This window comes from Knoellia koreensis (assembly GCF_013041615.1).
Lineage (GTDB): Bacteria > Actinomycetota > Actinomycetes > Actinomycetales > Dermatophilaceae > Pedococcus > Pedococcus koreensis.
Genome location: NZ_JABEPQ010000002.1, coordinates 765213 through 788928 on the forward strand (window position 1 = coordinate 765213; position 23716 = coordinate 788928).

22 protein-coding genes and 1 tRNA gene are annotated in these 23716 nt (G+C 70.2%); 19 read left to right on the forward strand and 4 right to left on the reverse strand.

Translation table 11 applies throughout. From position 1 onward, the window contains the following. The first annotated feature begins 30 nt into the window (after nt 1–30). The 4 genes from HJG52_RS11900 (at nt 31) to HJG52_RS11915 (ending at nt 3921) form a co-directional block, all read left to right on the forward strand. Entirely contained in the window at nt 31–675 is a 645-nt protein-coding gene (locus tag HJG52_RS11900) for a leucine-rich repeat domain-containing protein (protein WP_206070529.1), read from the forward strand. A gap of 182 nt (nt 676–857) precedes the next feature. Further along, nucleotides 858–1802, forward strand: coding sequence for a type IV toxin-antitoxin system AbiEi family antitoxin (locus HJG52_RS21655; protein ID WP_171243777.1), 945 nt, complete (start codon nt 858–860; stop codon nt 1800–1802). A gap of 168 nt (nt 1803–1970) precedes the next feature. After that, nucleotides 1971–3143 (forward strand): RtcB family protein, encoded by a 1173-nt coding sequence (locus HJG52_RS11910; protein WP_171243778.1) that lies wholly within the window; start codon nt 1971–1973, stop codon nt 3141–3143. A gap of 175 nt (nt 3144–3318) precedes the next feature. Then, the gene (locus HJG52_RS11915) at nt 3319–3921 is read left to right on the forward strand and encodes a DUF4126 family protein (protein WP_171243779.1); all 603 of its coding nucleotides are present in this window, start codon (nt 3319–3321) and stop codon (nt 3919–3921) included. 99 nt (nt 3922–4020) lie between these two features. Here the strand turns inward: HJG52_RS11915 and HJG52_RS11920 are convergent, their stop codons facing one another. Continuing rightward, nucleotides 4021–5691: an ABC-F family ATP-binding cassette domain-containing protein gene (locus tag HJG52_RS11920; RefSeq protein WP_171243780.1), complete on the reverse strand. Its 1671-nt coding sequence runs from the start codon at nt 5689–5691 to the stop codon at nt 4021–4023. A 154-nt stretch (nt 5692–5845) separates the two neighbouring features. On the opposite strand from HJG52_RS11920, the gene HJG52_RS11925 reads away from it, so the two are divergent. After that, nucleotides 5846–6661 (forward strand): CPBP family intramembrane glutamic endopeptidase, encoded by an 816-nt coding sequence (locus tag HJG52_RS11925; RefSeq protein WP_346767740.1) that lies wholly within the window; start codon nt 5846–5848, stop codon nt 6659–6661. A 4-nt stretch (nt 6662–6665) separates the two neighbouring features. Here HJG52_RS11925 and rsmI read toward each other — a convergent pair whose 3' ends face one another. Beyond that, the gene (gene rsmI / locus HJG52_RS11930; protein WP_171243781.1) at nt 6666–7484 is read right to left on the reverse strand and encodes a 16S rRNA (cytidine(1402)-2'-O)-methyltransferase; all 819 of its coding nucleotides are present in this window, start codon (nt 7482–7484) and stop codon (nt 6666–6668) included. Nucleotides 7485–7523: 39 nt separating this feature from the next. Here rsmI and HJG52_RS11935 point away from each other — a divergent pair, with 39 nt between their 5' ends. Both HJG52_RS11935 and HJG52_RS11940 read left to right on the forward strand, forming a co-directional pair. Then, nucleotides 7524–9080, forward strand: coding sequence for a dolichyl-phosphate-mannose--protein mannosyltransferase (locus tag HJG52_RS11935; protein WP_171243782.1), 1557 nt, complete (start codon nt 7524–7526; stop codon nt 9078–9080). Nucleotides 9081–9317: 237 nt separating this feature from the next. After that, a complete protein-coding gene (locus HJG52_RS11940) occupies nt 9318–10217 on the forward strand; it encodes a L,D-transpeptidase family protein (RefSeq protein ID WP_240977798.1) in 900 nt (299 codons plus the stop codon). On the opposite strand, the gene HJG52_RS11945 is transcribed toward HJG52_RS11940, so the two are convergent. Continuing rightward, the gene (locus HJG52_RS11945; protein WP_346767711.1) at nt 10209–11339 is read right to left on the reverse strand and encodes a CaiB/BaiF CoA transferase family protein; all 1131 of its coding nucleotides are present in this window, start codon (nt 11337–11339) and stop codon (nt 10209–10211) included. The two genes, HJG52_RS11940 and HJG52_RS11945, sit on opposite strands and share 9 nt — an antisense overlap. A 226-nt stretch (nt 11340–11565) precedes the next feature. On the opposite strand from HJG52_RS11945, the gene HJG52_RS11950 reads away from it, so the two are divergent. The 5 genes from HJG52_RS11950 (at nt 11566) to HJG52_RS11970 (ending at nt 15043) form a co-directional block, all read left to right on the forward strand. Then, nucleotides 11566–12648, forward strand: coding sequence for a sigma-70 family RNA polymerase sigma factor (locus HJG52_RS11950; protein WP_171243784.1), 1083 nt, complete (start codon nt 11566–11568; stop codon nt 12646–12648). Further along, on the forward strand, nt 12645–13550 hold the full coding sequence (locus tag HJG52_RS11955; RefSeq protein WP_171243785.1) for an STAS domain-containing protein: 906 nt from the start codon (nt 12645–12647) through the stop codon (nt 13548–13550). The genes HJG52_RS11950 and HJG52_RS11955 overlap by 4 nt, the downstream gene beginning before the upstream one ends. Then, entirely contained in the window at nt 13547–13942 is a 396-nt protein-coding gene (locus HJG52_RS11960) for an STAS domain-containing protein (RefSeq protein WP_346767712.1), read from the forward strand. Before HJG52_RS11955 ends, HJG52_RS11960 begins: the two co-directional genes overlap by 4 nt. Beyond that, entirely contained in the window at nt 13939–14235 is a 297-nt protein-coding gene (locus HJG52_RS11965) for a phosphatase RsbU N-terminal domain-containing protein (RefSeq protein WP_171243786.1), read from the forward strand. The genes HJG52_RS11960 and HJG52_RS11965 overlap by 4 nt, the downstream gene beginning before the upstream one ends. Before the next feature lie 256 nt (nt 14236–14491). Beyond that, complete coding sequence (locus HJG52_RS11970; protein ID WP_206070531.1) at nt 14492–15043, forward strand: ABC transporter substrate-binding protein; 552 nt, start codon at nt 14492–14494, stop codon at nt 15041–15043. A gap of 211 nt (nt 15044–15254) precedes the next feature. On the opposite strand, the gene HJG52_RS11975 is transcribed toward HJG52_RS11970, so the two are convergent. After that, complete coding sequence (locus HJG52_RS11975) at nt 15255–16439, reverse strand: ROK family protein (protein WP_171243787.1); 1185 nt, start codon at nt 16437–16439, stop codon at nt 15255–15257. 182 nt (nt 16440–16621) lie between these two features. Between HJG52_RS11975 and HJG52_RS11980 the strand changes: the two genes are divergently transcribed. The 7 genes from HJG52_RS11980 (at nt 16622) to HJG52_RS12010 (ending at nt 23683) form a co-directional block, all read left to right on the forward strand. Further along, on the forward strand, nt 16622–17857 hold the full coding sequence (locus HJG52_RS11980; protein WP_171243788.1) for an extracellular solute-binding protein: 1236 nt from the start codon (nt 16622–16624) through the stop codon (nt 17855–17857). Beyond that, entirely contained in the window at nt 17854–18756 is a 903-nt protein-coding gene (locus HJG52_RS11985; RefSeq protein ID WP_171243789.1) for a carbohydrate ABC transporter permease, read from the forward strand. The genes HJG52_RS11980 and HJG52_RS11985 overlap by 4 nt, the downstream gene beginning before the upstream one ends. 101 nt (nt 18757–18857) lie before the next feature. Next, nucleotides 18858–19637 carry a carbohydrate ABC transporter permease gene (locus HJG52_RS11990; RefSeq protein WP_240978006.1) on the forward strand — a complete coding sequence of 260 codons (780 nt, stop codon included), beginning with the start codon at nt 18858–18860 and terminating at the stop codon, nt 19635–19637. Continuing rightward, on the forward strand, nt 19634–21766 hold the full coding sequence (locus HJG52_RS11995; protein ID WP_171243791.1) for an alpha-galactosidase: 2133 nt from the start codon (nt 19634–19636) through the stop codon (nt 21764–21766). Before HJG52_RS11990 ends, HJG52_RS11995 begins: the two co-directional genes overlap by 4 nt. A 30-nt stretch (nt 21767–21796) precedes the next feature. After that, the gene (locus HJG52_RS12000) at nt 21797–22357 is read left to right on the forward strand and encodes a dihydrofolate reductase family protein (protein ID WP_171243792.1); all 561 of its coding nucleotides are present in this window, start codon (nt 21797–21799) and stop codon (nt 22355–22357) included. A gap of 738 nt (nt 22358–23095) precedes the next feature. Continuing rightward, a tRNA-Ala gene (locus tag HJG52_RS12005) sits at nt 23096–23168 on the forward strand. Between the two features lie 119 nt (nt 23169–23287). Beyond that, nucleotides 23288–23683, forward strand: coding sequence for a hypothetical protein (locus HJG52_RS12010; RefSeq protein ID WP_171243793.1), 396 nt, complete (start codon nt 23288–23290; stop codon nt 23681–23683). Nucleotides 23684–23716: the final 33 nt, after the last annotated feature.

The following is a 23716-nucleotide window of genomic DNA, read 5'->3' on the forward strand; positions in this document are numbered from 1 at the left end:
CGCGCTGGGCCCGACGGCATACTCGGCTCTGTGGCGAAGCTCGCCGCAGCGCGCGACGTCGTGCGCTGGCGCGGCCCCGACGATGCCTGGCTCGACCATGCCGTTCTCGACGACGCGGATCTCGGCTGGATGGCCCCCGCTCGCCGGCTGACCCTGTGGGCAGTGATGGTCCCGGACGGCTGGCTCGCGCGGCTCCCACGGTTGGAGTGGCTCGACGTTCGAGGTGGCTCGCGGGAGTCGGCCGACTGCGTGCGCGGCTGCGACGGCCTGCTCTACCTGTGCCTCAACCAGATTCGCGGACTGACCGACCTGTCGGCCGTCGCCGAAGTGCGCTCGTTGGAGTTGTTGAGCCTGTACGGACTGCCGCGGGTCCACGATCTCCCGGACCTCAGGAACCTGACCCGGCTCGCCCGGATCGAGCTGGGCTCGATGAAGGGACTCTCGTCCATCGCACCAGCCCTGGCCGCGCCGGCGCTGGAAGAGCTCCAGCTCCAGAACCGGGTCGAGCTCGCCCCCGACGACCCCGAGCTGATTCGCACGCACCCCACGCTGTCGGCCTTTGGCTGGTTTGCCGAAGACGTTCCCTTGAAGGTCTGGCAGCCCGTCGTCGCCCACGTCGGCAAACCGCAGGTGCGGAGCCTGCACCCGCAGGAGTGGTTCGCCGGTCGCTCGTGAGGCGGTCAAGCGGACGGCAGGCTGAGGCTCAGCAACTTTCGGCCATTTGCCCGAAACCTCACCCCACCCCCACCAATCGGGCTGCAACTTTCGGCCACCCGCCCGAAACCTGCGCGGGTGAGGTCGCGTGACCCTGTGGACAACTCCCGACCCGCTCATGGCGAACTCGGCATGGTGGTCAGGTGCCCCGACGAGCCCTCCCGAGACGCAAGTTCAACCCGCGGGTTCCCTTCACGCGCGCTGAGGCGAAGCGGGCGGGTGTCAAGGACCACGCGCTGGCCGGGCCCGGCTACCAACAGGTGTTCTGGGGTGTCCACGTCTCCTCGGACCTGCAGCTCACCCTGCCACTTCGAGCCCTCGCGGCACTGACCATCTCCCCGGCCAAAGCAGTCATCACCCACCACACGGCGGCGCGGCTATGGGGCGCGATCCCACCCGATTCTTCGGCGATCCACATCACGGTGCCACACAAGAACCGCCAGAAAGTGGACGGGATCCGATCGCACCGCGTCGTGAAAATGCCGGCGTCCACGACCCAACGCGGTCTGCCCGTGACGTCCCCGGAGCGCACCTTCCTCGACCTCGGCCCCCACTGTGACCTGGTCGAGCTGGTGGTGCTCGGGGACTCGCTGGTGCGCGCCAAAGCCACCACACCGCGGAAGCTCGCGGCAGCGGCAGCGGCGTGGGACGGCCAGCATGCTCGGCTGCTCCGACAGGCGGCATCGCTGGTGCGCGCCAAGGTCGACTCGCCGATGGAGAGCCGGCTGCGGATGCTCATCGTGTTGGCCGGGTTGCCGGAGCCGGTCGTCAATTTCGAGGTGGTCGACGAGGGCGGCTGGGTGCGGTACCGCATCGACCTGTCGTTTCCCCAGCAGAAGCTCGGCATCGAGTTCGACGGTCGGCACCACATCGAGCGCGAAGACCAGTGGGAGGGCGACCTCATGCGCCGCGAGGACCTCGAGGCGGAGGACTGGAAGTTCGTGGTTGTCGTGTCGTCGCAGGTCTACGGCGACCCGACGCAGGTGCTGACCCGGGTGCGCACGGCCATGTCGTCGCGGGGCATCTGCGTGCCTCGCCAGCTCGAGCCACAGTGGCGACGACACTTCGCCAGCCGAGCCGACATCTGAGCCAAGCGGAGCGCGACTTTCGGCCACTCGCCCGAAAGCTTCCACCCCGGCACCATGGCTGACGCCGCGAAAACCGTTGGTGCGCGGCATACCTGCCCTGTCACCCTCGTCTGCGGCCCGGAGAGTCCGCGGTCACCGACGCACACACGTCCACGAAGGAGGTGCGTCATGCATCAGATCAACACCAAGCTCATCAACTGGGCCTCCGTCCTCGAGGACAAGACCCGAGAGCAGGCCCTGCGCACGTCCACCATGCCCTTCGTGTTCCCCCACCTCGCGCTCATGCCCGACGCGCACCTGGGGCTCGGCGCCACGGTGGGGTCGGTGATCCCGACCGAGCGTGCGGTCATGCCGGCCGCGGTCGGTGTCGACATCGGCTGCGGCATGATCGCGGTCCGCACGCAGTTCACGCGCGACGATCTCGACGGCAAGTCGCTCACTCCCCTTCGGGAGTCGATCGAGCGCGCCATTCCCCTGTCGGCCGGTGCCGCCAACCGCAAGATCGTCGCCACGGCCCAGCCGCGCATCGGCGAGCTCGAGGCGATGGCAACCAAGGCCGGGTTCGACCCCGACCAGCGGGCCGGGCGGTGGCGTGAGCAGCTCGGGACGTTGGGCAGCGGCAACCACTTCATCGAGCTGAGCCTCGACGAGCAGGACGGCGTGTGGGCGTTCCTCCACTCCGGATCGCGGGGTGTGGGCAACAAGATCGCGCAGCACCACATCGCGATCGCCCGGACCCTGATGGACCGGCACTGGATCCAGCTGCCCGACCGCGACCTCGCCTACCTCGTCGAGGGCACGGACGAGTTCTGGGCCTACATCCGCGAGCTGCGGTGGGCCCAGCACTACGCCCTGCTCAACCGCGAGGAGATGATGGACCGGGTGCTGCGCCAGCTCGGCGAGTTCCTCGGGACCGACGTCCAGGAGCACGAGCGGGTCAACTGCCACCACAACTTCACCCAGCAGGAGGACCACTGGGGCAAGAAGGGACTGTGGGTCAGCCGCAAGGGCGCCATCGAGGCGCGGGAGGGTCAGCCCGGGCTCATCCCTGGCTCGATGGGCACCCGCTCGTACGTCGTGGAGGGCCTCGGCAACAAGGTCGCGCTGAACTCGGCACCGCACGGCGCCGGCCGCCAGTTCAGCCGGAGCGCGGCCCGGAAGCGGTTCACGCACGACGAGCTGCGGGCGGCGATGGCGGGCATCGAGTTCCGGGACACGGACGCGTTCCTCGACGAGATCCCCGCTGCCTACAAGGACATCGACCAGGTCATGGCCGACGCTGCCGACCTGGTCACCGTCCGGCACACACTGCGGCAGGTGGTCAACGTCAAGGGCGAGTGACGCCCCGGTGCGTCGCCCACGGCGGCGGGTCGAGAGGTTGGGGGCGTGAGGGTGCGGTTTGCCGCACCCTCACGCCCCCAACCGGCATGGAACCGGCCCGTCGTTGCGCGCGTCTGGGCTGTGCCCGGTAGACAATGACCAGACCGGGCACGTCAGCGCCCCGCAGGAGGTAGCCGTGATCGCCGCACTCACCGGTATGGGGTTGTCCGCAGCAGCGGGACTCAACGCCTACATCCCGTTCCTCATCGTCGCGCTGCTGTCGAAGTTCACCGACGTCATCACCCTGCCGCAGTCGTATGCGTGGATCGAGTCATGGTGGGCCATCGGCGTCGGCGCCGTGCTGCTGCTCGCGGAGGTGCTGCTCGACAAGATCCCCGCGGTGGACTCGGTCAACGACGCGGTGCAGACGTTCATCCGGCCGAGCATGGGCGGGCTGATCTTCGCTGCGACATCCGCGGCCGAGAACATCGACAAGTCGACCTGGATGAGCGACCACCCGTGGGTCGGCATCGTCCTCGGCGTGGTCGTGTCCGGGCTCGTCCACACCGGCAAGACCGCCGCCCGCCCCGCGATCAACGCCGGCACGCTCGGCTTTGGCGCGCCGGTCGCATCCACGGTCGAGGACGGGACGTCGGTGGGGCTCAGCCTCGTCGCCGTCTTCCTGCCGGTGCTGGTGATCGTCGTGCTGATCGCTCTTGCCTGGCTGCTCGTGTGGCTGTGGCTCAAGGTGCGCCGCTGGCGTCGTCGCCGCGGCCGCGACCGCCCAGCCCTCGCCTAGTCGGCCCTCAGGCAAAACGGCGGTTACGCGCTGACCCCGACAGCAATTGCTGGTGGGTATGCCGCGCAACCGCCGTTTTTGCGACCGTGTCGGCTCCGGTCAGAGCACCTCGACCCGCACCTGGCCGTCGGCCACGTGCCAACGGTGGGTCATCGCGAGGTCCTCGACGAGCCGCAGGTCGTGGCTGACGAGGACCACCGTTCCAGTGAACGCTGCCACCGCCGCCTCGAGCTGCTCGATGGCCGCGATGTCGAGGTGGTTGGTGGGCTCGTCCAGCACGAGCGTGTTGACCCCGCGTCCCTGGAACACCGCCATCAGGGCCCGGGTCCGCTCACCCAGCGACAACGACCGCGACGGGCGCGCGACGTGCTCGGCACCGAGCCCGAACTTCGCCAGGAGCGTGCGCACGTCGGCCAGCTTCCACTCCTGCCCGGTCGCCGGATCCGCGCCCACTGCGGCCCGGACCACGTCCGCCACGGAGTCGTCGCTGTCGAGCAGCGCCCGCCGCTGGTCCAGCACGCCGAGCCGCACCCGAGTCCCGAGCGACTGCCGCCCCGACGTCAGGGGCAGCGACCCGAACAGCGCCGCCAGCAACGTCGTCTTGCCGCTGCCGTTGTCGCCCGTCACGGCCACCCGCTCACCCCGCGCGAGGACGAGACTGACTGGCCCCAAACGGAATTCGTCGCGTTCGACGACCGCTTCGGACAGGGTCGCAACCACGTCCGCCGACGGCGCGCCCTCCGTCAGGGAGTACCTCAGCTCCCACTCCTTGCGTGGCTGCTCGACTGCTTCGAGGCGGTCAGCCGCCCGTGAGATCCGCGCCGCCTTGGCCGACTGACGGTCCGCCCGCGCGCGGTGCTTCTCGCGGATGAACTTGTCGGCCTCGCTGCGCGTCCCGGCCAGGCGGTGCGCCGACTCGCGCCCCCGCTCGGCCCACTCACGCCGCTGGCGCGCCTGCGCGACCAATCCGTCGCGCGCCGCGGCATACGCCTCGAACTCCTCCCAGGCGTGCCGCCGGTCGAGGTCGCGCTGCGCCCGGTAGTCGCTCCACCCGCCCGTGTAGTGCGCCACCCGCTGCTGGTGCAGGTCGAGCTCGACCACGTCGGTGGCGACGGCGTCGAGGAACGCCCGGTCGTGGCTGGCGACGAGCACCGGCCCGCCGTGGCCGACCACGAACTCGGTGACGAGGTCGGCCCCACGCCGGTCGAGGTCGTTGGTCGGCTCGTCCAGCAACAGCACGTCATATCGGCTGAGCAGCACCGCGACGAGCGAGGCCCGAGCCGCCTGCCCGCCCGACAGCGACCCCAGCGGCCGCTCCGGGTCGGCGTCGAGGCCGACCCGGGCAGCCACCTCCGGCAGCCGCTCCTCGAGATCCGCCGCCCCGAGCGCGAGCCACCGCTCGAGCGCCACGGCATACCGGTCGTCGGCGCCCATCGCCCCCGACGACATGGCCGCCGTCGCGGCCTCGAGCTCGGCGTCGGCCGAGGTCACGCCGGTGCGGCGCCGGGCATAGGTGAGCAGCGACTCGGTGGCGTCGGGCAGCACCTGCGGCAACCAGCCGATCGTGGCGTCGCGCGGCGCGAGACGGATCGTGCCGTGCTCGACGGGCAGCTCCCCGACGATCGTGCGCAGCAGCGTGGACTTGCCGGACCCGTTGGGCCCGACGACGGCGGTGACGTCACCATCGGCGACGGCGAGGTCGAGACCGCTGAACAGCGGGCGGGCACCGAACGTCACGTCGAGATCGGTGAGGGTGAGGGTGGTGGGCATCAGGTTCCTGGGGACGATGGCGTCCCTTCGCGGCCACGAGGGGGCGGCAAAGGCGGGCACGGGTCGGCTCAGGAGATGTCCACGACCGAGACGGTATGCCGTGTGGGCGCCCAGGTCGAGTCGATTTCCACGGGTTACCCTCACCGCTGTGAGCGTGGACGAGCCCGCGGACCCAGGCGCCGACAGCGCCGACGGAGCATGGCGCCCGCCCACGCGGCGCGACCTGTTCACCGAGTCCGCCCTCGTCCTCGGCGTCGGCCTCGGCGCCTCGGCCGTCTGGTCGGTCCTGTCGCTGGTAAACAAGCTCACCCAGAACGTCGCGCTCAACCAGCAGACGACCGCGATGAACAGCTCGGTCACCCCCGACCGTCCGTGGCTCGACCTCGCCTACCAGCTCGTCGGCATCGCGGTGGCCGTCATCCCCGCGATCCTTGCCCTCTACCTGCTCGGTCGCGACAACGGCCAGGGCATGCGAACTGCCGCTCGTAGCATGGGATTCGACTTCCGCCGGCCCGGCCAGGACCTCTGGCGCGGCACCCTGCTCACCGCCGCCATCGGCATACCCGGGCTTGGCCTCTACCTCGCCGCGAAGGCCCTCGGCTTCAACACCACCGTCGCCGCCGCCAACCTCAGCGAGAACTGGTGGACCCTGCCCGTGCTCGTCCTCGCCGCCGTGCAGAACTCGGTGCTCGAGGAGGTCGTCATGATCGGCTACCTCTACAACCGCTGGCTGCGCGCCGGCTGGTCGCTGCCGGTCGTGATGCTCGTGTCGGCACTGATCCGCGGCAGCTACCACCTCTACCAGGGGTTCGGCGGCTTCATCGGCAACGTCGTCATGGGGCTCGTCTTCGGCTGGCTCTACACGAAGACCAAGCGGGTTGGCCCGCTGGTCGTCGCACACACCTTGCTCGACGTGGTCGCCTTCGTCGGCTACGCGCTGCTGCGCGACCACCTCTCCTGGCTCACCTGAGGCCTTAGCGGACGGCGGCGTCGTAGAGCGCCTTCTTGGACAGACCGGTGGTCGCCGCGACGTCGGCGCACACGTCCTTGAGCCGCTCACCTGCGGCAACGCGCTCCCGTATGCCGGGTAGAGCCTCCTCGACGGATGTCACCGTTGCCGCCGGGGCACCGCTGACGACGACGGTGATCTCGCCCTTGACCCCGTCGGCGGCCCAGGCGGCCAGCTCGGCGAGCCCGCCGCGCTTGACCTCCTCGTAGGTCTTGGTCAGCTCCCGGCAGACCGCGGCCTGCCGGTCGGCGCCGAACGCTTCCGCCATCGCGGACAGCGACGCCGCGATCCGGTGCGGAGCCTCGAAGAAGACCATGGTGCGGCGCTCGTCGGCGAGGGCCGCGAGCGCCCGTGCCTTCTCACCCGGCTTGCGCGGCAGGAAGCCCTCGAAGCAGAACCGGTCGACCGGCATACCCGACACCGCCAGGGCCATGAGCACGGCGCTGGGCCCGGGCACGCAGGTGACGCGCACGTCGGCGGCGACGGCCGCGGACACGAGCCGGTACCCCGGGTCCGACACCGACGGCATACCCGCGTCGGTCACGACGACCACACGGTCGCCCGCGATCAGCCGCTCGACCAGCTCGGGGGTCCGCGCCGACTCGTTGTGCTCGTGGTAGCTCACCACCGACCCCGCGGGCGTCACGCCCAGCTCGGCGCACAACCGGCGCAGCCGTCTCGTGTCCTCGGCGGCCACGACGTCGGCGCTCGCGAGCTCCTCGGCCAGCCGGGGCGCGGCGTCGCGCGGGTCACCGATCGGAGTGGCGGCCAGGACGAGGGTCACTGGCTCATCCTCGCAGCCCCGCAGATTAGGGTGCTCGGCATGACCCGGGTGGACGAGCTGCGCGCCCGCCTGCTCGGGTTCCGGCCGACCGACACCCTGTGGGGCTGGCTCGGGCCGCTGTTCTTCGCGGCGGTCGGCGGGGTGTTGCGGTTCTGGTCGCTGGACCGGCCGCACCAGCTGGTCTTCGACGAGACCTACTACGTCAAGCAGGGCGTCTCGATGCTGGAGTACGGCGTCGAGATGCGCGTGCCCGACACGATCAAGAAGCCCGACGAGCTGTTCACGCGCGGCACCCCGGACGTCTTCGGCACCGAGGGCGACCTGGTCGTCCACCCGCCCGTCGGCAAGTGGGTCATCGCCGTTGGCGAGCAGATCTTCGGGCAGACGTCGTCGTGGGGCTGGCGGTTCTCGGTGGCGGTGCTCGGCACCCTGTCGATCCTCATGATCGGGCGAGCCGCGCGACGGATGTTCGGGTCGAGCCTGCTCGGGACCATAGCGGCCTTCCTCGTGGCGTTCGAGGGGCACCACTTCGTGCAATCACGGACGGGGCTGCTCGACCTCATCGTCATGTTCTGGGCGCTGGCGGCGTTCTGCGCGCTGCTGATCGACCGCGACCGGTCGCGCGAGATCCTCGCCGAGAAGGTCGCCGGGATGTCGGTGCGCCAGCTCGCCACGGGGCTCGGGCCATGGCTCGGGTGGCGGCCGTGGCGGTGGGTCGCCGGCATCTGCCTCGGGCTGGCCGCCGGCACCAAGTGGTCGGGGCTGTTCTTCCTCGTGGCCTTCGGGCTGATGACGGTGTGGTGGGACCTGGGTGCGCGGCGGGCCGCGGGGCTGCGGCACTGGTTCTGGGGCACGATCACCAGGGATGGCCTGTGGGCGGCGCTGGTCATGTGCGGCCTCACCGCGATCACCTACGTCACCTCGTGGGTGGGCTGGTTCCGGTCCGACGGCGGCTACGACCGGCAGTGGGCCGAGCTCAACCCCGGCAAGGGCGTGCAGTGGCTGCCGCCGGCGTTCCGGTCCCTGTGGCAGTACCACACCGAGATCTACGCCTTTCACCGCAACCTTCACGACGACCACCCCTACAAGACCAACCCGTGGTCGTGGGTCATCCAGGGCCGTCCGACGTCGTTCTTCTACGAGGGTCCCAAGCGCGGGGAGGACGGCTGCACGGTGGCGCAGTGCAGCAAGGCCATCACCTCGCTCGGCACCGTGTCGATCTGGTGGCTGGGCGCGATCGCGATCTTCGTCTGCCTCTACTACTGGCTGTTCCGGCGCGACTGGCGTGCCGGGGCGATCGTCGCCGGGTTGGTCGGCGGCTACCTGCCGTGGTTCCCGCTGGCCGAGCGCACCATCTACTCCTTCTACACGGTGGCGTTCGAGCCGTGGGTGATCTTCGCGGTGGTGTTCGTGCTGGGCCTGGTCCTCGGCAAACGCACCGACTCGTGGCGTCGCCGGGAGCTCGGCCTGTATGCCGTGGGCGCGTTCTGCCTGCTCACGCTGGCGTTGTTCGCGTTCTTCTGGCCGATCTACACGGCGCAGGTGATCCCGCAGAGCCAGTGGTCGCTGCGGATGTGGTTCCCCAGCTGGGTGTGACCCGCGTGGCCGGCGGGCAGGTCCCCGGGACTTTCGGCCACTCGGCCGAGTGCGCGGCCCGCCCGCGGCTAAGGCCCCGGAACTTTCGGCCACTGGGCCGAGTTTTCCGCCAGCCCTCGGCCAGGACCCCGCAACTTTCGGCCACTCGCCCGAAAACTCGCCACCGTGCCACGCACCGGGCGCCCGCAACCCAGCAAGGGTCCGGCCGATCCGGAGGGTCCCCTAGCATTGGCCATCATGGGTGAGACCGACGCGGCACGGCCCGGCATGAGGCGGCTGCGCGCCGCCCGCCGCAACCGTCGTCGCCGCATCATCCGGCGCCGCCGGGTGGCTGCCGGGTTGCTGCTGCTTGCCCTCGTCGGGGCCATCGCGGCGACCGTCAACTGGGTCAAGGGCAGCGACGCGGTCGAGCTGGGTCGTGTGGGTGCCGCCGCCGGGCGTTCCGGGGCGCCGGAGTCCACCAGCGACGCGGGCGACGCCACCCAGGCCGGCTCTGCGGTCCCGGGCCCGGGCTCGCCCGGTGGTCCCGGCGCGCCGACGACCGCACCCACGACGGACCAGGCGTCCCTACCGCTCAGCCCGGCGGTAGCCGCCAAGGTGCCGGCCACCTCGACCCAAGTGGTGCTGGTCGAGGGCACCGGCATCGACAGCAACAAGGCCACGGTGCGGTTGCTCCAGCGAGACTCCGGCTGGGTCGAGAAGGGCTCCTGGTCGGCGCACGTCGGCAAGTCGGGCTGGTCGGCCAACCACCGCGAGGGCGACCTGCGCACCCCCATCGGGGTCTTCACCCTCAGCGACGCCGGTGGCCGCCTCGCCGACCCCGGTGCAGCGCTGCCCTACCACCGCTCGAACGCCTTCCAGGCACCCGCGCCGAGCCCCGGTTTCGGCGACTCCGACATCGACGCATTCGACTACGTCGTGGCGATCGACTACAACCGCGTCCCCGGCCGCTCACCCCTGGACTGGACCCGCCCCAAGGGCATGGGCGCCGGCGGCGGCATCTGGCTGCACGTCGACCGCGGCGGCCCGACCCACGGCTGCGTCGCGCTGCCGAAGGCCGCCATGAAGCTGCTCCTGACCGAGCTCGACCCCAAGCGCCGCCCGGTCGTCGTCATGGGCCCGAGCGACTCACTCTGAGCGGTCGCGCCACTCCTCGAGCACCTCACCGAGGCTGACTTCGCGGGCGGTCGGCGGCACCGGCGCAGCCCGTCGGGAGAAGCGTGGCGCAGGTGCAGCCTGCGGTATGCCGCCCGCCTCGGCGATGACTCCCCGCGCAGCCAGGTGCGGGTCGGCCTCGGCCTCGTCCCACGTGAGGACGGGGGTCACGCAGGCGTCCGTGCCGGCATACACCGCGTCCCACTCGTCACGGGTGCGGCTGGCGAACGCGGCCGCGAGCCGCTCCCGCAGCCGCGGCCACTGGTCGCGGTCCCACTGCCCGGGGACGTCGCCCGACTCGAGGCCGAGACCGGCGAGCATGGCGGCGAAGAACTGCGGCTCGATGGCGGCGACGGCGACGTGGCGGCCGTCGGCACACGCGTAGGTGTCGTAGAACGGGGCGGACCCGTCGAGCAGGTTCGTGCCGCGGCCGGTCCGCCACAGCCCCGCGGCTCGCATCGACCACTGCATCTGGGCGAGCGCGCTCACACCGTCGACGATCGCCGCGTCGACGACCTGCCCACGACCCGTGCGCTGCCCCTCCCACAGTGCCGCCAGCACGCCCACGACGAGGAACATCGACCCGCCGCCGAAGTCGCCGACGAGGTTGAGGGGCGGCACCGGTGGCTCGCCCGCGCGGCCGATGTTGTCGAGCACGCCAGTGAGGCCGAGGTAGTTGAGGTCGTGGCCGGCGGTGTGCGCGCGCGGACCGTCCTGCCCCCAGCCGGTCATGCGGGCGTAGACGAGGCGCGGGTTGGCCTCGAGGCACTCGTCGGGCCCGAGCCCGAGCCGCTCGGCCACACCGGGACGGAATCCCTCGACGAGGACGTCCGCGCCAGCCACGAGATCACGCACCTGCGCGAGGTCGTCGGCCGACTTGAGGTCTGCGTGGACGACCCTGCGGCCGCGCAGCAGCACATCGGGCGAGTCGCCGGCGCCGGGCACGAGGTCGGCGGTCGCGCCACGCCGCTCGACCCGCACGACGTCGGCGCCGAGATCGGCGAGCACCATGCACGCGTGCGGGGCGGGACCGATGCCGGCCAGCTCCACCACCCGCACGCCGACGAGCGGCCCGGTCGGGTGGTCGGGTGATGGGGTGCTCACCCTGCAGAGGTTAGGGCGCCGGGGGTATGCCGTGTCGCGGGCGGGCGACCACGCTCGCCGTCCGCGGGGCGGCCTCGTGCTCAGCCGGGCGCGCGAATGCTGACCACGGTCGTCGGCCGGCGGCCCCCTCGGGCGCACGGGGTGAGCACGCGGCATACCTGCTGACCTGCGGCGACATCGACCACCAAGGCCGCGCGCGGACCGGTCCGGACGTAGGGTTGGGGCCGTGACCGCTACCTCGGCGGGGGTTGAGGGACCTCCTCCTGAAGCCGACGAGCTCCTGGCGCTGCTGCGCCGGGTGGTCGGCGCACGCGTAGGCGGGCACCCGGACGCCGAGGACCTGGTGCAGGAGGCCTACCTGCGCGTGCTCGCGGCCTCGGACCGGATCGACCCGGGGATGACGGAGGCGTATGCCGTCACCACGGCACGCAACCTCGTCGCCTCGCACTGGCGGCAGGGTGACCGCTTCAAGCGCCACCAGCACCGACTGGTCGACCTCGACGAGCCTGATGACCCCGTGCGCCGGATGGAGGGCATCGAGGACCAGGGCGCGATGGCGCGGGCGCTCGCGACGTTCACCGACGACGAACGGGAGCTGCTGGTCGCCCACGAGGTCCACGGCACGCCCACCGCCAAGCTCGCCGCGGAGCAGAACTCGACCGCGGGAGCCGTCGCCGCCAAGCTGCACCGGCTGCGCGCCCGGCTGCGGGTGGAGTACCTCCTTGCGCACGAGAACATCGACCTGCCCAGTGACGAGTGCCGCCCGGTGCTCGTGGCCGTGTCCCTGCGGGACCGCCGGCGGCAGCGGGAGACCAAGGCTGAGAACCACCGGCTGCGCTGCGAGGTCTGCCAGGACCTGGCCCTGCGGCTCGAGCAGCAGGAGCCCGAGCGCGACGACTTCGCCCGCATCCGCATCGCCGTCGACGCCGACATCGTCACCGCCCGGCAGAAGGCACGCGAGCTGGCGAGCGCACTCGGCTTCCCCGGGGTCGACCTCACCGTCATCGCGACCGCCGTGTCGGAGATGACCCGAAACATCGTCCGGTTCGCCGGCGAGGGACAGGTCGAGATCGAGCTCGTGAACGGCGAGGCACCCGGCCGACGCGGCGTCCAGGTCATCGTGCGTGACGCCGGACCCGGCATACCCGACATCGAGGCGGCGATGCGCGACGGCTACAGCACGTACCACGGCCTCGGCCTCGGGCTACCCGGCGCACGCAGGCTCATGGACGACTTCGAACTGGTGACCGCGGACGGTCGCGGCACCACCATCACGATGACCAAGTGGCAACAAGGAGCGAAGAAGTGAGCGAGAGCATCAGCACCGACCCGTTCGGCGGGCTCGACACCACGTCCACCGCGGTGACCGACGAGCAGCTCCTGCCCGAGCTCGTGGCCCACCTGCGCGAGCACCGCGCCAAGCTGCGCGACGAGTGGGCGCGCCGCATCCAGGAGGCGCACCTGCTCGAGGCCATGACCGCCCAGGAGATGGCGGTCGAGACCACCTCGGTCTACGACAACTACGTCGAGGTGCTCGAGACGGGCAGCGTCGAGGCGCTGCAGCAGTACGCGCGCGACCTGTCCGAGCGGATCATCCCGCGCGGGGTGGAGACGCACGAGGTCGTCGGCATCGTCCTGCTGCTGCGCGACGTTCTCGCCCGGTCGCTCTTCGAGAAGTACCAGCGAGACTTCGGCCTCCTCAACCAGATTCTCGACGCCTACGAGCCGGCGGCCAACCGGATCGCCAACACCGTGGCGGTCAGCTTCGTCGAGGAACGCGAGCGCGTCATCCGCCAGCAGCAGGACGCGCTGCGCGAGCTGTCGACGCCGGTGCTGCCGGTCCGCGAGCGGCTGCTGATCCTGCCGATCATCGGCGTCCTCGACAGCGAACGCGCCCGCCAGCTCACCGAACAGCTGCTCACCGGCATCCGCACCCACCGCGCCAAGGTCGTCGTGATCGACATCACGGGTGCCCCCGAGGTCGACGCGGTGGTGGCCAACCACCTCGTACAGACCGTCGACGCGTCACGCCTCATGGGTGCGAGCGTCATCATCACTGGACTGTCCCCGACCATCGCCCAGACACTGGTGACACTCGGGGTCGACCTCAGCAAGATGAACACCATTGGTGACCTCCAGGGCGGCCTGGAGGAAGCAGAGCGGCTGCTCGGCTTCACCGTGACCAAGGAGGAGGGCTCGTCCCAGCTGTGAGCACCGGACCGGCGCTGTTTTCGATCCTGCGACAGGGTCAGTACCTCGTCGCGTCGGTCCACACTGCCCTCGACGACTCCCAGATGCTGCGGCTGCAGGGTGACCTCGTCGAGGAGGTCGGCCGGTCCCGCAGCCGCGGGATCATCATCGACGTGGCCGCGCTGGACGTGCTCGACTCCTTTGGCACCAAGACCCTGGGAGCCATTGCGGAGATGGCCCGGCTGCGGGGTGCGACCACGGTGATCGTGGGGATCCAGCCCGATGTCGCCTTCGCGATGGTGCAGCTGGGCATGGGCACAGGGGCCGTCGCCACCGCTCTCGACCTCGAAGAAGGACTCGCCTTCCTCGATGACACGCTGGCTCTGCCGTCCACCGTGCGGCACGGTCAATGACGACCCCGGCGACCGACGACGGGCTGACCCGCAACTACCGGGCGGCCTTCCTGCGCTACCTGCCCCGCCAGGACGAAGCCGCGCTCGCGGCGGCATACGACCTCGGCCGGTCCTCACTTCATGACGGCGTCAGCGTCCTCGACCTGGTGACCGTGCACCACCACGTGCTCGGGGAGGTCGTGCGCGCGACCGTCGTGGACGACGTGGACGACGTGGTGCGGCGGGCCGGTGAGTTCCTGGCCGAGGTGCTGGCGACCTCGGACATGGTGCAGCGCTCCCTGCAACGCGACTGACCCTCCCCCTTTGGGGGGGTGGGGATGCCAGAGGGCTGCCAGAGGCGCAGTATGCCGCGCGGCTGGCATCCCGGAGGACGTGCGTTTGCGCAGGTCAGCGGCGTGGACGCGACGGGCCGCAGCACATGACGCGGGAAACGGCAGCAATTTCTCGCGAGATCCGCTTGCCCAGCCCGCGTCATGCCGGAAGGGGCTGGCGCTCTACTCCCGTGATGGCGGCCAACCGCTGCCACGACCGCTCACGAAGGAGTTACCCATGAACCTCCGTACCACTCTCGTCAGTGGCGCCACCGCCTCGGTCCTCGCCGCCACGCTCTTCGCGGCCCCCGCGATGGCCTCCGCCGCCCCTGCTGCCGCCGCCAAGCCGGCCGCCATGGGGCAGGCCAAGAAGGTGGCGTCCTCGACGGTCCCCGTCACCGGCACGCTCGCCGACGGCTCCGCCTTCAGCGGCGCGCTGAGCGGCCTCAAGACCTCCGTGGTCGACGGCGTCCTCACCATGACCGGCACCGTCACCGGCACCGGGCTGCCGGCCGGCGGCACGACCTTCACCGCCCCGGTCCAGTCCCTCGCCGCCCCGGCCGGCTGCAACATCCTCAACCTCGACCTGGGGCCGCTGCACCTCGACCTGCTCGGTCTGGTCATCGACCTCGCCCCGGTCAACCTGGACATCACCGCGGTGCCCGGCAGCGGCAAGCTGCTCGGCAACCTGCTGTGCGGCATCGCCAAGATCCTCGACACCGGCGGCCCGCTCTCGGCCCTGCTGAACAAGCTGAACAAGCTTCTCTCAGGCCTCGGCCTGGGACTGTGATGTAAAGCGGGTCACAGCTCCCGGTTGGGAAGAAGAGGGTCCCGGCGCCACGCCCCCTCATCGGTGGCGCCGGGACCCGGCCGGTTCATCCCGGTTGCAGGACGAAGCGGGTCGGGCACGCCAGGTGCCCGACCCGCTTTCGCCTGTGCGCCAACGCTTTACGGCTGCAGAGGCGAGGTATGCCGTGTGGTCACCACGCGGCATACCCCGGCTATCGCCCGGCGAGGGCGAACTGGCTGGCGGTCACGGCCGCGCCGCGCGCCCAGTCCTCGAAGGTGAGGGGTTCGACGGTGACGTCGAGCTCGTAGGTTGCGGTGTTGCCGGGGCCGGACTGCATGCGGTCGGCGATCGTCTCGCGCATGGCGGGCCTGCCCGCGACCGGTTCGACGCCTTCACCGGCGAGCAGGATGCGGTCGGTCTGCAGCGCGCCGGCCAGGGTCGCGACGAGGTGGCCGAGGGCGCGTGCCGCAGCATCGAGCAGCCTCGCCGCCCTGCGGTCCCCGTCGGCCGCCGCGGCCACCACGTCGTCGAACGACATGGGGCGACCGAACGACTCGGTCGCCCGCGCCTCGATCTCCCACTGGTCGAGGTAGGAGCTGACACAGCCACGGTGACCGATCCCGCACCGCGGCCCGCGACCGTCGACGGGTGAGTGGGTGAGCAGCTGGCCGTTGTCCACGAGCCGTTCGACGACCACCCCCTCGCGCACGACCCCGATGCCGATGCCTGCCCCCACCGTGACGATGCCGAAGGTCGAGCGGCCCCGCCCGGCGCCGAGCCAGAGCTGCTCGCGGACCAGCGCCGTGACGTCGTTCGTGGTGATCACCGGCACGTCGAGGCGTTCGCGCAGCAGCCGGGTGAGGTCGACGTCGCGCCAGCCGAGGAAGCTGCCTTCCTGCACCACCCCGTCGGGCCGCACAATGCCACCCAGCGAGATTCCAACGGCGTCGAGAGTGCGGTCCCTGGCCAGCTTTCGGGCAAGCCGCGCCACGACGGAGACGACTTTTCCGACGGGCACCTCTCCGTCCGTGTTTGCTTGGGGCAGAGGCGCTTTCGCGCTCGCCAGCACGGTGCCGGCCAGGTCGCAGACGACGGCGTATGCCGTGTCGCCGGTGAGCTTGCAACCCAGGACGGTGCGCGCCGCAGGGTTGATCGAGAGGACCTTGGCCGGCCGGCCTGCCCCCGCTCCGGGGGCTGGCTGACGCTCTTCACCGTTGCCGTTCTCGAGCACGATCCCCAGGTCGAGTAGGGCCCGCGTCAACCGGGTCATCGAGGCGGGCGAGAAGCCGAGCCGCTCCCCCAGGGCGGCCCGCGAGGAGGGCCCGTGCATCAGCAACAGGCGGGTCACGTCGAGCTCGGCATGACTCAGGGGACGAGCTCGGTCGACGGTGGCCACAGACCGAGATTAGGGCACGAACCCTTGCGCGTGGGCCAGTGCACGTTTATTTTCATCCTGAGCGAAATTACTGCAAGGGAGCAGGCGCCATGAATCGAACACCACGCCCGACAGGTCGACGACCGGCCCCCGCCGGGGACGACCGCGGTCAGCGTCGGCGGCCCCGGCGACGCAGCCAGCTGGTGGCCGGCCTCCTCGCCACGGCTCTGGCGGCCGTCCTCGCGGGGTGCTCGGGCGGTGACACGCGCACGACGCTGACGTTCTTCCAGTTCAAGCCGGAGGCGCAGGCGTACTTCCAGGACCTGGCCCGGCAGTTCGAGCAGCGCAACCCGGACATCCGCATCGTCGTCGACAACCCCGCCGATCCCGAGACGGCCCTGCGGACCCGCCTGGTCAAGAACGACGTCCCCGACGTCATGACCCTCAACGCCAACGGCACCTTCGGCGAGTTCGCGACCGCCAAGATCTTTCGCGACTTCCGGGGCGCACCGGCGCTGGAAGGCGTCAACCCGGCATACCTCGACGTGCTCGGCACCCTGGGGCGCGGCGGCGCCGGTGAGGTGAACGGGGTGCCGTTCGCGGCCAATGCGAGTGGGCTGCTCTACAACAAGGAGCTGTTCGAGCAGCAGGGCATCGCGGTGCCGCGCACCTTCGACGAGCTCGTGACCGCCGCCCAGAAGCTCAAGGCAGCCGGCATCACACCGTTCTACGGCATGCTCAAGGACGCGTGGACCGCACAGTCGCCGCTCGCACCCCTGTCGTCGCAGCTGCAGCCCAAGGACTTCTTCGAGAAGCGGTTCGCCGGGCAGACGACGTTCCGGCAGGGGTGGGCGTCGACGGCGGCGGAGCTCAAGACGCTCTTCGAGTACACGCAGCCGGACCCGCTCTCCAAGGGCTACGCGGACGGCACGGCGGCGTTCGCGCGAGGTGAGTCGGCGATGCTGCTGCTCGGCAGCTACGCGGTGCCGCAGATACGCGCCAACAACCCGAAGTTCACGGTCGCGTCCATGGCCCTGCCCGCGACCGACGACCCGGCCCGCACGACCCTGGTCTCCGGCGTCGACGTCGTGCTCACGGCTGCCCGTGAGGGAGAGCACCCCAAGGAAGCCGAACGCTTCATCGAGTTCCTCATGCAGCGCGACGTGATGGCGGCCTACTGCAAGGCGCAGGTGGCGATCCCGACGCTGGAGGGACTGGCCAACACCGACCCGGCGCTGGCCGGTCTGCAGGACTACATCGACCAAGGACGCATCGTGGGCTTCACCGACCACCAGTTCATCCCGGCCATCCCGCTGGCGCCGCTGCTGCAGTCGTTCCTGCTGGGTGGCAGTGAGGCGACGTTCCTCGGGGACCTCGACGCCGCGTGGAACCGGGTGGCCGAACGTCGGACCTGGGGCCTCGGGGCGGTGATCTCATGAGCACCGACAGCTCTCGGGTGCCGCGGCTGCGCAAGCCGAAGCTCTCCCCCACCTACTACTGGATGGTGCTGCCGGCGCTGGCGCTCTTCCTCGTCTTCCACACCGTGCCGGTGGTGCAGGGCATCTACTACAGCTTCACCGACTCCCCCGGCTACGGGCCGTCGAACTTCGTGGGACTGCGCAACTACGCCGCGCTGTTCAGTGACCCGCGGGTCATCCACGCGTACTGGTTCACCTTCCTCATCGCGATCGTGGCGACCGTGGTCACCAACGTGATCGCGCTCGCGATCGCGATCGGACTCAACAGCCGGATCAAGTTCAAGAACGGGCTGCGCGGCATCTACTTCATCCCCAACGTGCTCGCCGTGCTCGTCGTCGGCTACATCTTCAACTATCTGTTCTCGAACTCGCTGCCCGCGCTGGCGGCCAAGCTCGACATCGGGTGGCTGGAGAACAGCCTGCTGGGGCAGGCGAAGACGGCGTGGATCGCGATCGTGATCCTGGCCGTGTGGCAGTCGGCGGCCTTCAACATCATCCTCTACCTCGCGGGACTGCAGACGGTCGAGCCCGAGGTCTACGAGGCATCCGCCCTCGACGGAGCCTCGGCATGGCGGACCTTCCGCAGCATCACGTTCCCGCTGATCGCAGGCTTCTTCACCATCAACATGGTGTTGTCCCTCAAGGGATACCTGCAGATCTTCGACCACATCGTCGCTCTCACCGGCGGCGGACCGGGCACCGACACCGAGTCGATCGCGCTGCTCATCTACAAGGGCGGCTTCCAGGGTGGCGAGTACGGCTACCAGAGCGCCAACTCGGTCATCTTCTTCATCGTCATCGTCACCCTGTCCATGGTGCAGCTGAACGTGCTGCGCCGCCGGGAGGTATCCGAGTCATGACCACCGCAGCAGCCCCTCCGCGGACATCGGGCCCAGCGCCCCGACCCGTGACGGCCCCCAAGCACCGGCCCAAGGTCAACTGGTGGCTCACCGCCCTGCTAATGGTCCTGTCGCTGACGATCCTCGTGCCGCTCTACTTCGCGGTCGTGACGGCGCTGAAGACCACCGCCGAGCTGGGCGGCACCGGCTTCGGTCTGCCGAGCTCGGTGCAGTGGTCCAACTTCAAGGACGCGTGGGAACTCACCAACTTCCCCCGCGCCGCCCTCAACAGCGCGCTGATCACGGTCGGAGCGGTCGTGGTCACGCTGCTGACGAACTCGATGGTGGCCTACGCGATCGCCCGCAACATGGACCGCAAGTTCTTCAAGGGGCTCTACTTCTACTTCGTGTCAGCGCTCTTCGTGCCGTTCCCCATCATCATGCTCCCGGTCGCGAAGCAGACGGCGCTGCTGCACCTGGACAACCGGGCCGGGCTCATCCTGCTCTACGTCGTCTACGGCCTGGCCTTCAACATCTTCATCTACACGGCCTACATCAACAGCATCCCCCGGTCGCTGGAGGAAGCGGCCCAGATCGACGGGGCCTCGACCTGGACGGTGTTCTGGAAGGTGATCTTCCCGCTGCTCGGCCCGATGAACGCCACCGTCGGCATCCTCACCTGCCTGTGGGCATGGAACGACTTCCTGCTGCCGCTGGTCATCCTCTCGGACCCGAACTCCGCGACGCTTCCCCTCGTGCAGTACGTCTTCCAGAGCCAGTTCTCGCAGAACTACCCGGCCGCGTTCGCGAGCTACCTCATGGCCATGGCGCCCATGTTCATCGTCTACATCTTCGCCCAGCGCTGGGTGATCTCCGGAGTCGTCCGAGGAGCCGTCAAGTGACCCTGGAAGTACTGCGTTCGGCGGGCACGGTGCTCGTCCTCGACACGACCGGCACCGGGCTGCCCCGGGTTCTGCACTGGGGCGCCGACCTCCCCGACGAGGCCGTCGAGTCCCTGCCGTTGCTCAGCCAGGGGCCCGTGCCGCCGAACGCCCTGGACGAGCCGTGGCCACTCACGCTGCTCCCCACCTCCGCCGATGGCTGGCTCGGCACTCCCGGGTATGCCGCGCACCGTGGCGGGGGCGCGACCGACCCCCGGTGGCGCGTGGAGACGTCCCGGACGGGCGAGCGCGAGGTGACCTCGACGGCATACGAGGTCGGGGTGGAGGTGCGCGTCACGGTGGCGCTGGACGAGCACGGGGTGCTCACGATCGGTTCGTCCGTCACCAACACGGGCGACTCCACTCTCGACGTGGCGGCGTTGCGTGCCGTCATGCCGCTGCCGTCACGCGCGAGCGAGGTGCTCGACCTGACCGGTCGGTGGTGCCGGGAACGGTCGCCCCAGCGGTCGGAGCTGCAGCAGGGCACCCACCTGCGGGCTTCCCGGCGCGGTCGTACGGGTCACGACGCGACGCTGCTCCTGGTCGCGGGCACACCCGGGTTCGACTTCGGTCACGGCGAGGTGTGGGCAACCCACGTCGCGTGGAGCGGGAACCACGAGCACCTCGTCGAGCGGCTCCCCGAAGGTGCGGGCATGCACGCGGCCGTCCTCGGCGGCGGCGAGCTGCTCGAGGCGGGTGAGGTGCGGCTGGCGCCGGGTGAGACGTATGCCGCACCGGAGGTCGTCTTCGTACACGCCACCGACGGGCTCGACGGACTGTCGCGGCGGCTGCACCGGCGTCAGCGGGCTCAGCGCGAACGCGCCACGGGCGCAAGGCCTTTGGTACTCAACACGTGGGAGGCCGTCTACTTCGACCACGACCTCGACACGCTCAAGCGCCTGGCCGACACCGCGGCCCGGATCGGCGTCGAGCGGTTCGTGCTCGACGACGGGTGGTTCGGCGGGCGACGCGACGACCACCGCGGGCTCGGTGACTGGGTCGTATCCGACGAGGCGTGGCCGGGCGGGCTCGAGCCGCTCGTCGAGCACGTCAAGGGACTGGGTATGGAGTTCGGACTGTGGTTCGAGCCGGAGATGGTCAACGAGGACTCCGACCTCGTTCGCGCCCACCCCGACTGGGTGCTCGGGCCGCGCGCCGGACGTCCACGCGAGTCACGGCACCAGCAGGTGCTCGACCTCGCCAACCCCGAGGCCGCGGCACACGTCGAGGGCCAGATCAGCTCGCTCGTCGGCGAGCTCGGCATCGACTTCATCAAATGGGACCACAACCGCGACCTGCACGAGGCCGTGCGATCGGACTCCCGCGGCACCGACCGCCCGGCGGTTCACGAGCAGACGCTCGCGTTCTACGCCCTGCTCGACCGGCTCCGTGACGCGCACCCGGCGCTCGAGATCGAGTCCTGCTCCAGCGGTGGCGCTCGCGTCGACCTCGGGGTGCTCGCCCACACCGACCGCATCTGGACGAGCGACTGCAACGACCCGCTCGAACGCGCCCAGATCCAGCGCTGGACCTCGCTGCTCGTGCCGGCCGAGACGATGGGCACCCACATCGGCCCGGCGACGGCACACACGACGCACCGCACGTTCGACCTTGGGTTCCGGATGCTCGTTGCGCTGCAAGGACATTCGGGCCTGGAGTGGGACATCACGACGTGCACCGACGATGAGCTCGCCGCGCTCGGGGACTGGTCGGGGCTCTACAAGGAGCTCCGTCCCCTCATCCACAGCGGCGACCTCGTCCGCGACAGCGCCGACGACGGCACCATCCTCGTGACCGGCACGGTCGCGCCCGACCGCAGCCACGCGGCATACACGGTGTTGCGGACGGTCACGGGCCCGCAGGCGGTGCCCGGTCTGGTGCGGCTGCGGGGGCTCGACCCCGAGCGTTCGTATGCCGTGCGCGTGCGTCCCGAGGCCGGCTTGCCGCAGGCGGTGCAGCACGTCGAACCGGGTTGGTGGGCAAGGGCTTTGGCGGGTGAGCTGACGCTCAGCGGTGCGCTGCTCGGTGAGGTCGGGTTGCCGATGCCGGTGCTCGCGCCGGCGCAGGGTTTCCTGCTCGAGCTGACGTGACGGCCGGCCGGCGGGCCTAGCATCGGCTGCATGCTGGTGTACTCGATGGGTCCCTCGGCGGACGGGTATGTCATGGACCGGGACGGCGCCTTCGACTGGGGTGCGCCGGACGCGGAGCAGTTCCGGTTCCACGTCGAGCAGACGCGGGCGCTCGGCGCACACCTGCTGGGGCGCAAGCTCTACGAGACGATGCAGGTCTGGGAGACCGACCTGTCGTTGCGGGGCACTGACGACGAGGCCGAGTTCGCGGAGCTGTGGGTCGCGTTGCCCAAGATCGTGTTCAGCCGCACCCTCGATCGCGTCGACGGCAGCAACGCCCGGCTCGCGGAGGGGTCGCTGGCGGAGGAGGTGGAGCGGGTCCTCGCGTCGACCGACAAACCGGTGGGCATCGGCGGGGCGACGCTCGCAGCCGAAGCGATCGGGCTGGGGATGGTCGAGGAGTTCCACGTGTTCCGCAACCCGGTGGTCGTAGGCGGTGGGACGCCCTACTTCCCCGCGGTCGAGGAACGGATCGAGCTCGAGCTGCTCGAGACGAGGACGTTCGCCGGCCGGGTCGTCTTCGAACGCTACGCCCGCGCCCGCTCGACCTAAGGTCGGGGGCCGTTCAGCCGGGCTGCCGAACAAGTGCCCACGGGCGACAGCGATTGCATGCCGCGTGGCCGCTTCGTCTAACTTGCGCCCCTCAGAGGTCGTGGCGACGTTCGGCCAACTCTGCGCGTCCGCGCGAAACCGAGCGGCGGATCCGCATCGCCAGCCAAACGCCGAGGACCACATAGCCGACAAAGGCCAGGGCGTACCACGCGAGGATGCTCCAATCGGGAACCTTGTGCCGGAGTGGAATGGGGACAGCACACGCAGCGAGAAAGACGTAACCCTACGTGAGGAGGCCGGGCCATGTGGCGCGTTCGCCCCTGTGCCACTCCTCCGAGAGCTGGGCTTCGCGGCGTCTCGCCATCCACCGTTCCTCTCCCTTGAGTCGGGCCCAGCGGGTCCTGGGTGACCTTAGGCGTCACAGTGCCGCACATGAGTGGGCTGCGCCAAGCGTTAGGTCCGTCGCGCCGTGCCCGAACCAAACCCGACCGGACCCGCCCGCGGCCCGGCAGTCGTGCCGACGGGCGACCACGGTCGTAGGCCGCGAGGCCGCCTTGTGCTCAGCGAACCGCCGCTCTGCCCCACCGTGATAGTCCGCCCGCAGCCGCCCTAACAGAAGTCGTCGGGTTCGGACTTACGATCAGCTTGTTCACGTAAGCCTGGAGGTGTCACCGCCCAGTCGCGGCCGGCCGTTTTCTCACCGGAGTGAGGCTGGTGTTACAGTTTCGTCCGCATCAAGGGGCTGTGGCGCAGTTGGTAGCGCGTCTCGTTCGCAATGAGAAGGTCAGGGGTTCGAATCCCCTCAGCTCCACCCATGTGGAAGAGGGCCGGACAACTCGTCCGACCCTCTTCACATGTGTCCGGACGACCAAGGGCCCGCACGGCCGCAAAGAGGACTTCTCCCCATCTGCCTTCTGGCACCATGGAGGCGTGAGTCGAACGGCAACCTTGCTGCGCCGCCTCCGGCGCGCGGAGTGGGCCGTTTCGCTCGTCGCGTCGTTGGGCTTGGCCTACCTCCTGCTCCTCGGCTCGCCGCCTGGGCGGCGCGATCTGGTGATCGGCCTCCTCGCACTGGGGATGGTCTTGGTGTGCGTGGGCGCACTCCTGAAACCCGACCGGGGTGACGAGCGCCCGCGTCACCCCACAGGACTCTGGGACGTCATTGGCCCTCTCTTCTTCCCCGCCCAACTGCTCTTCCATGGTTCTGAACGCGATTGGCGTTACGGACTCGCGGGCGGTGTGACGCTGGCCGCGGCGATCTTGCTCCAGATCGCGAGCAGTCGCGCGGTACGTCGTCCATCCGTCGAAGCGCCCTCGAACGCCTAACGGGTCAGGCCCCCACCGGGCAGGGCGAGGCCC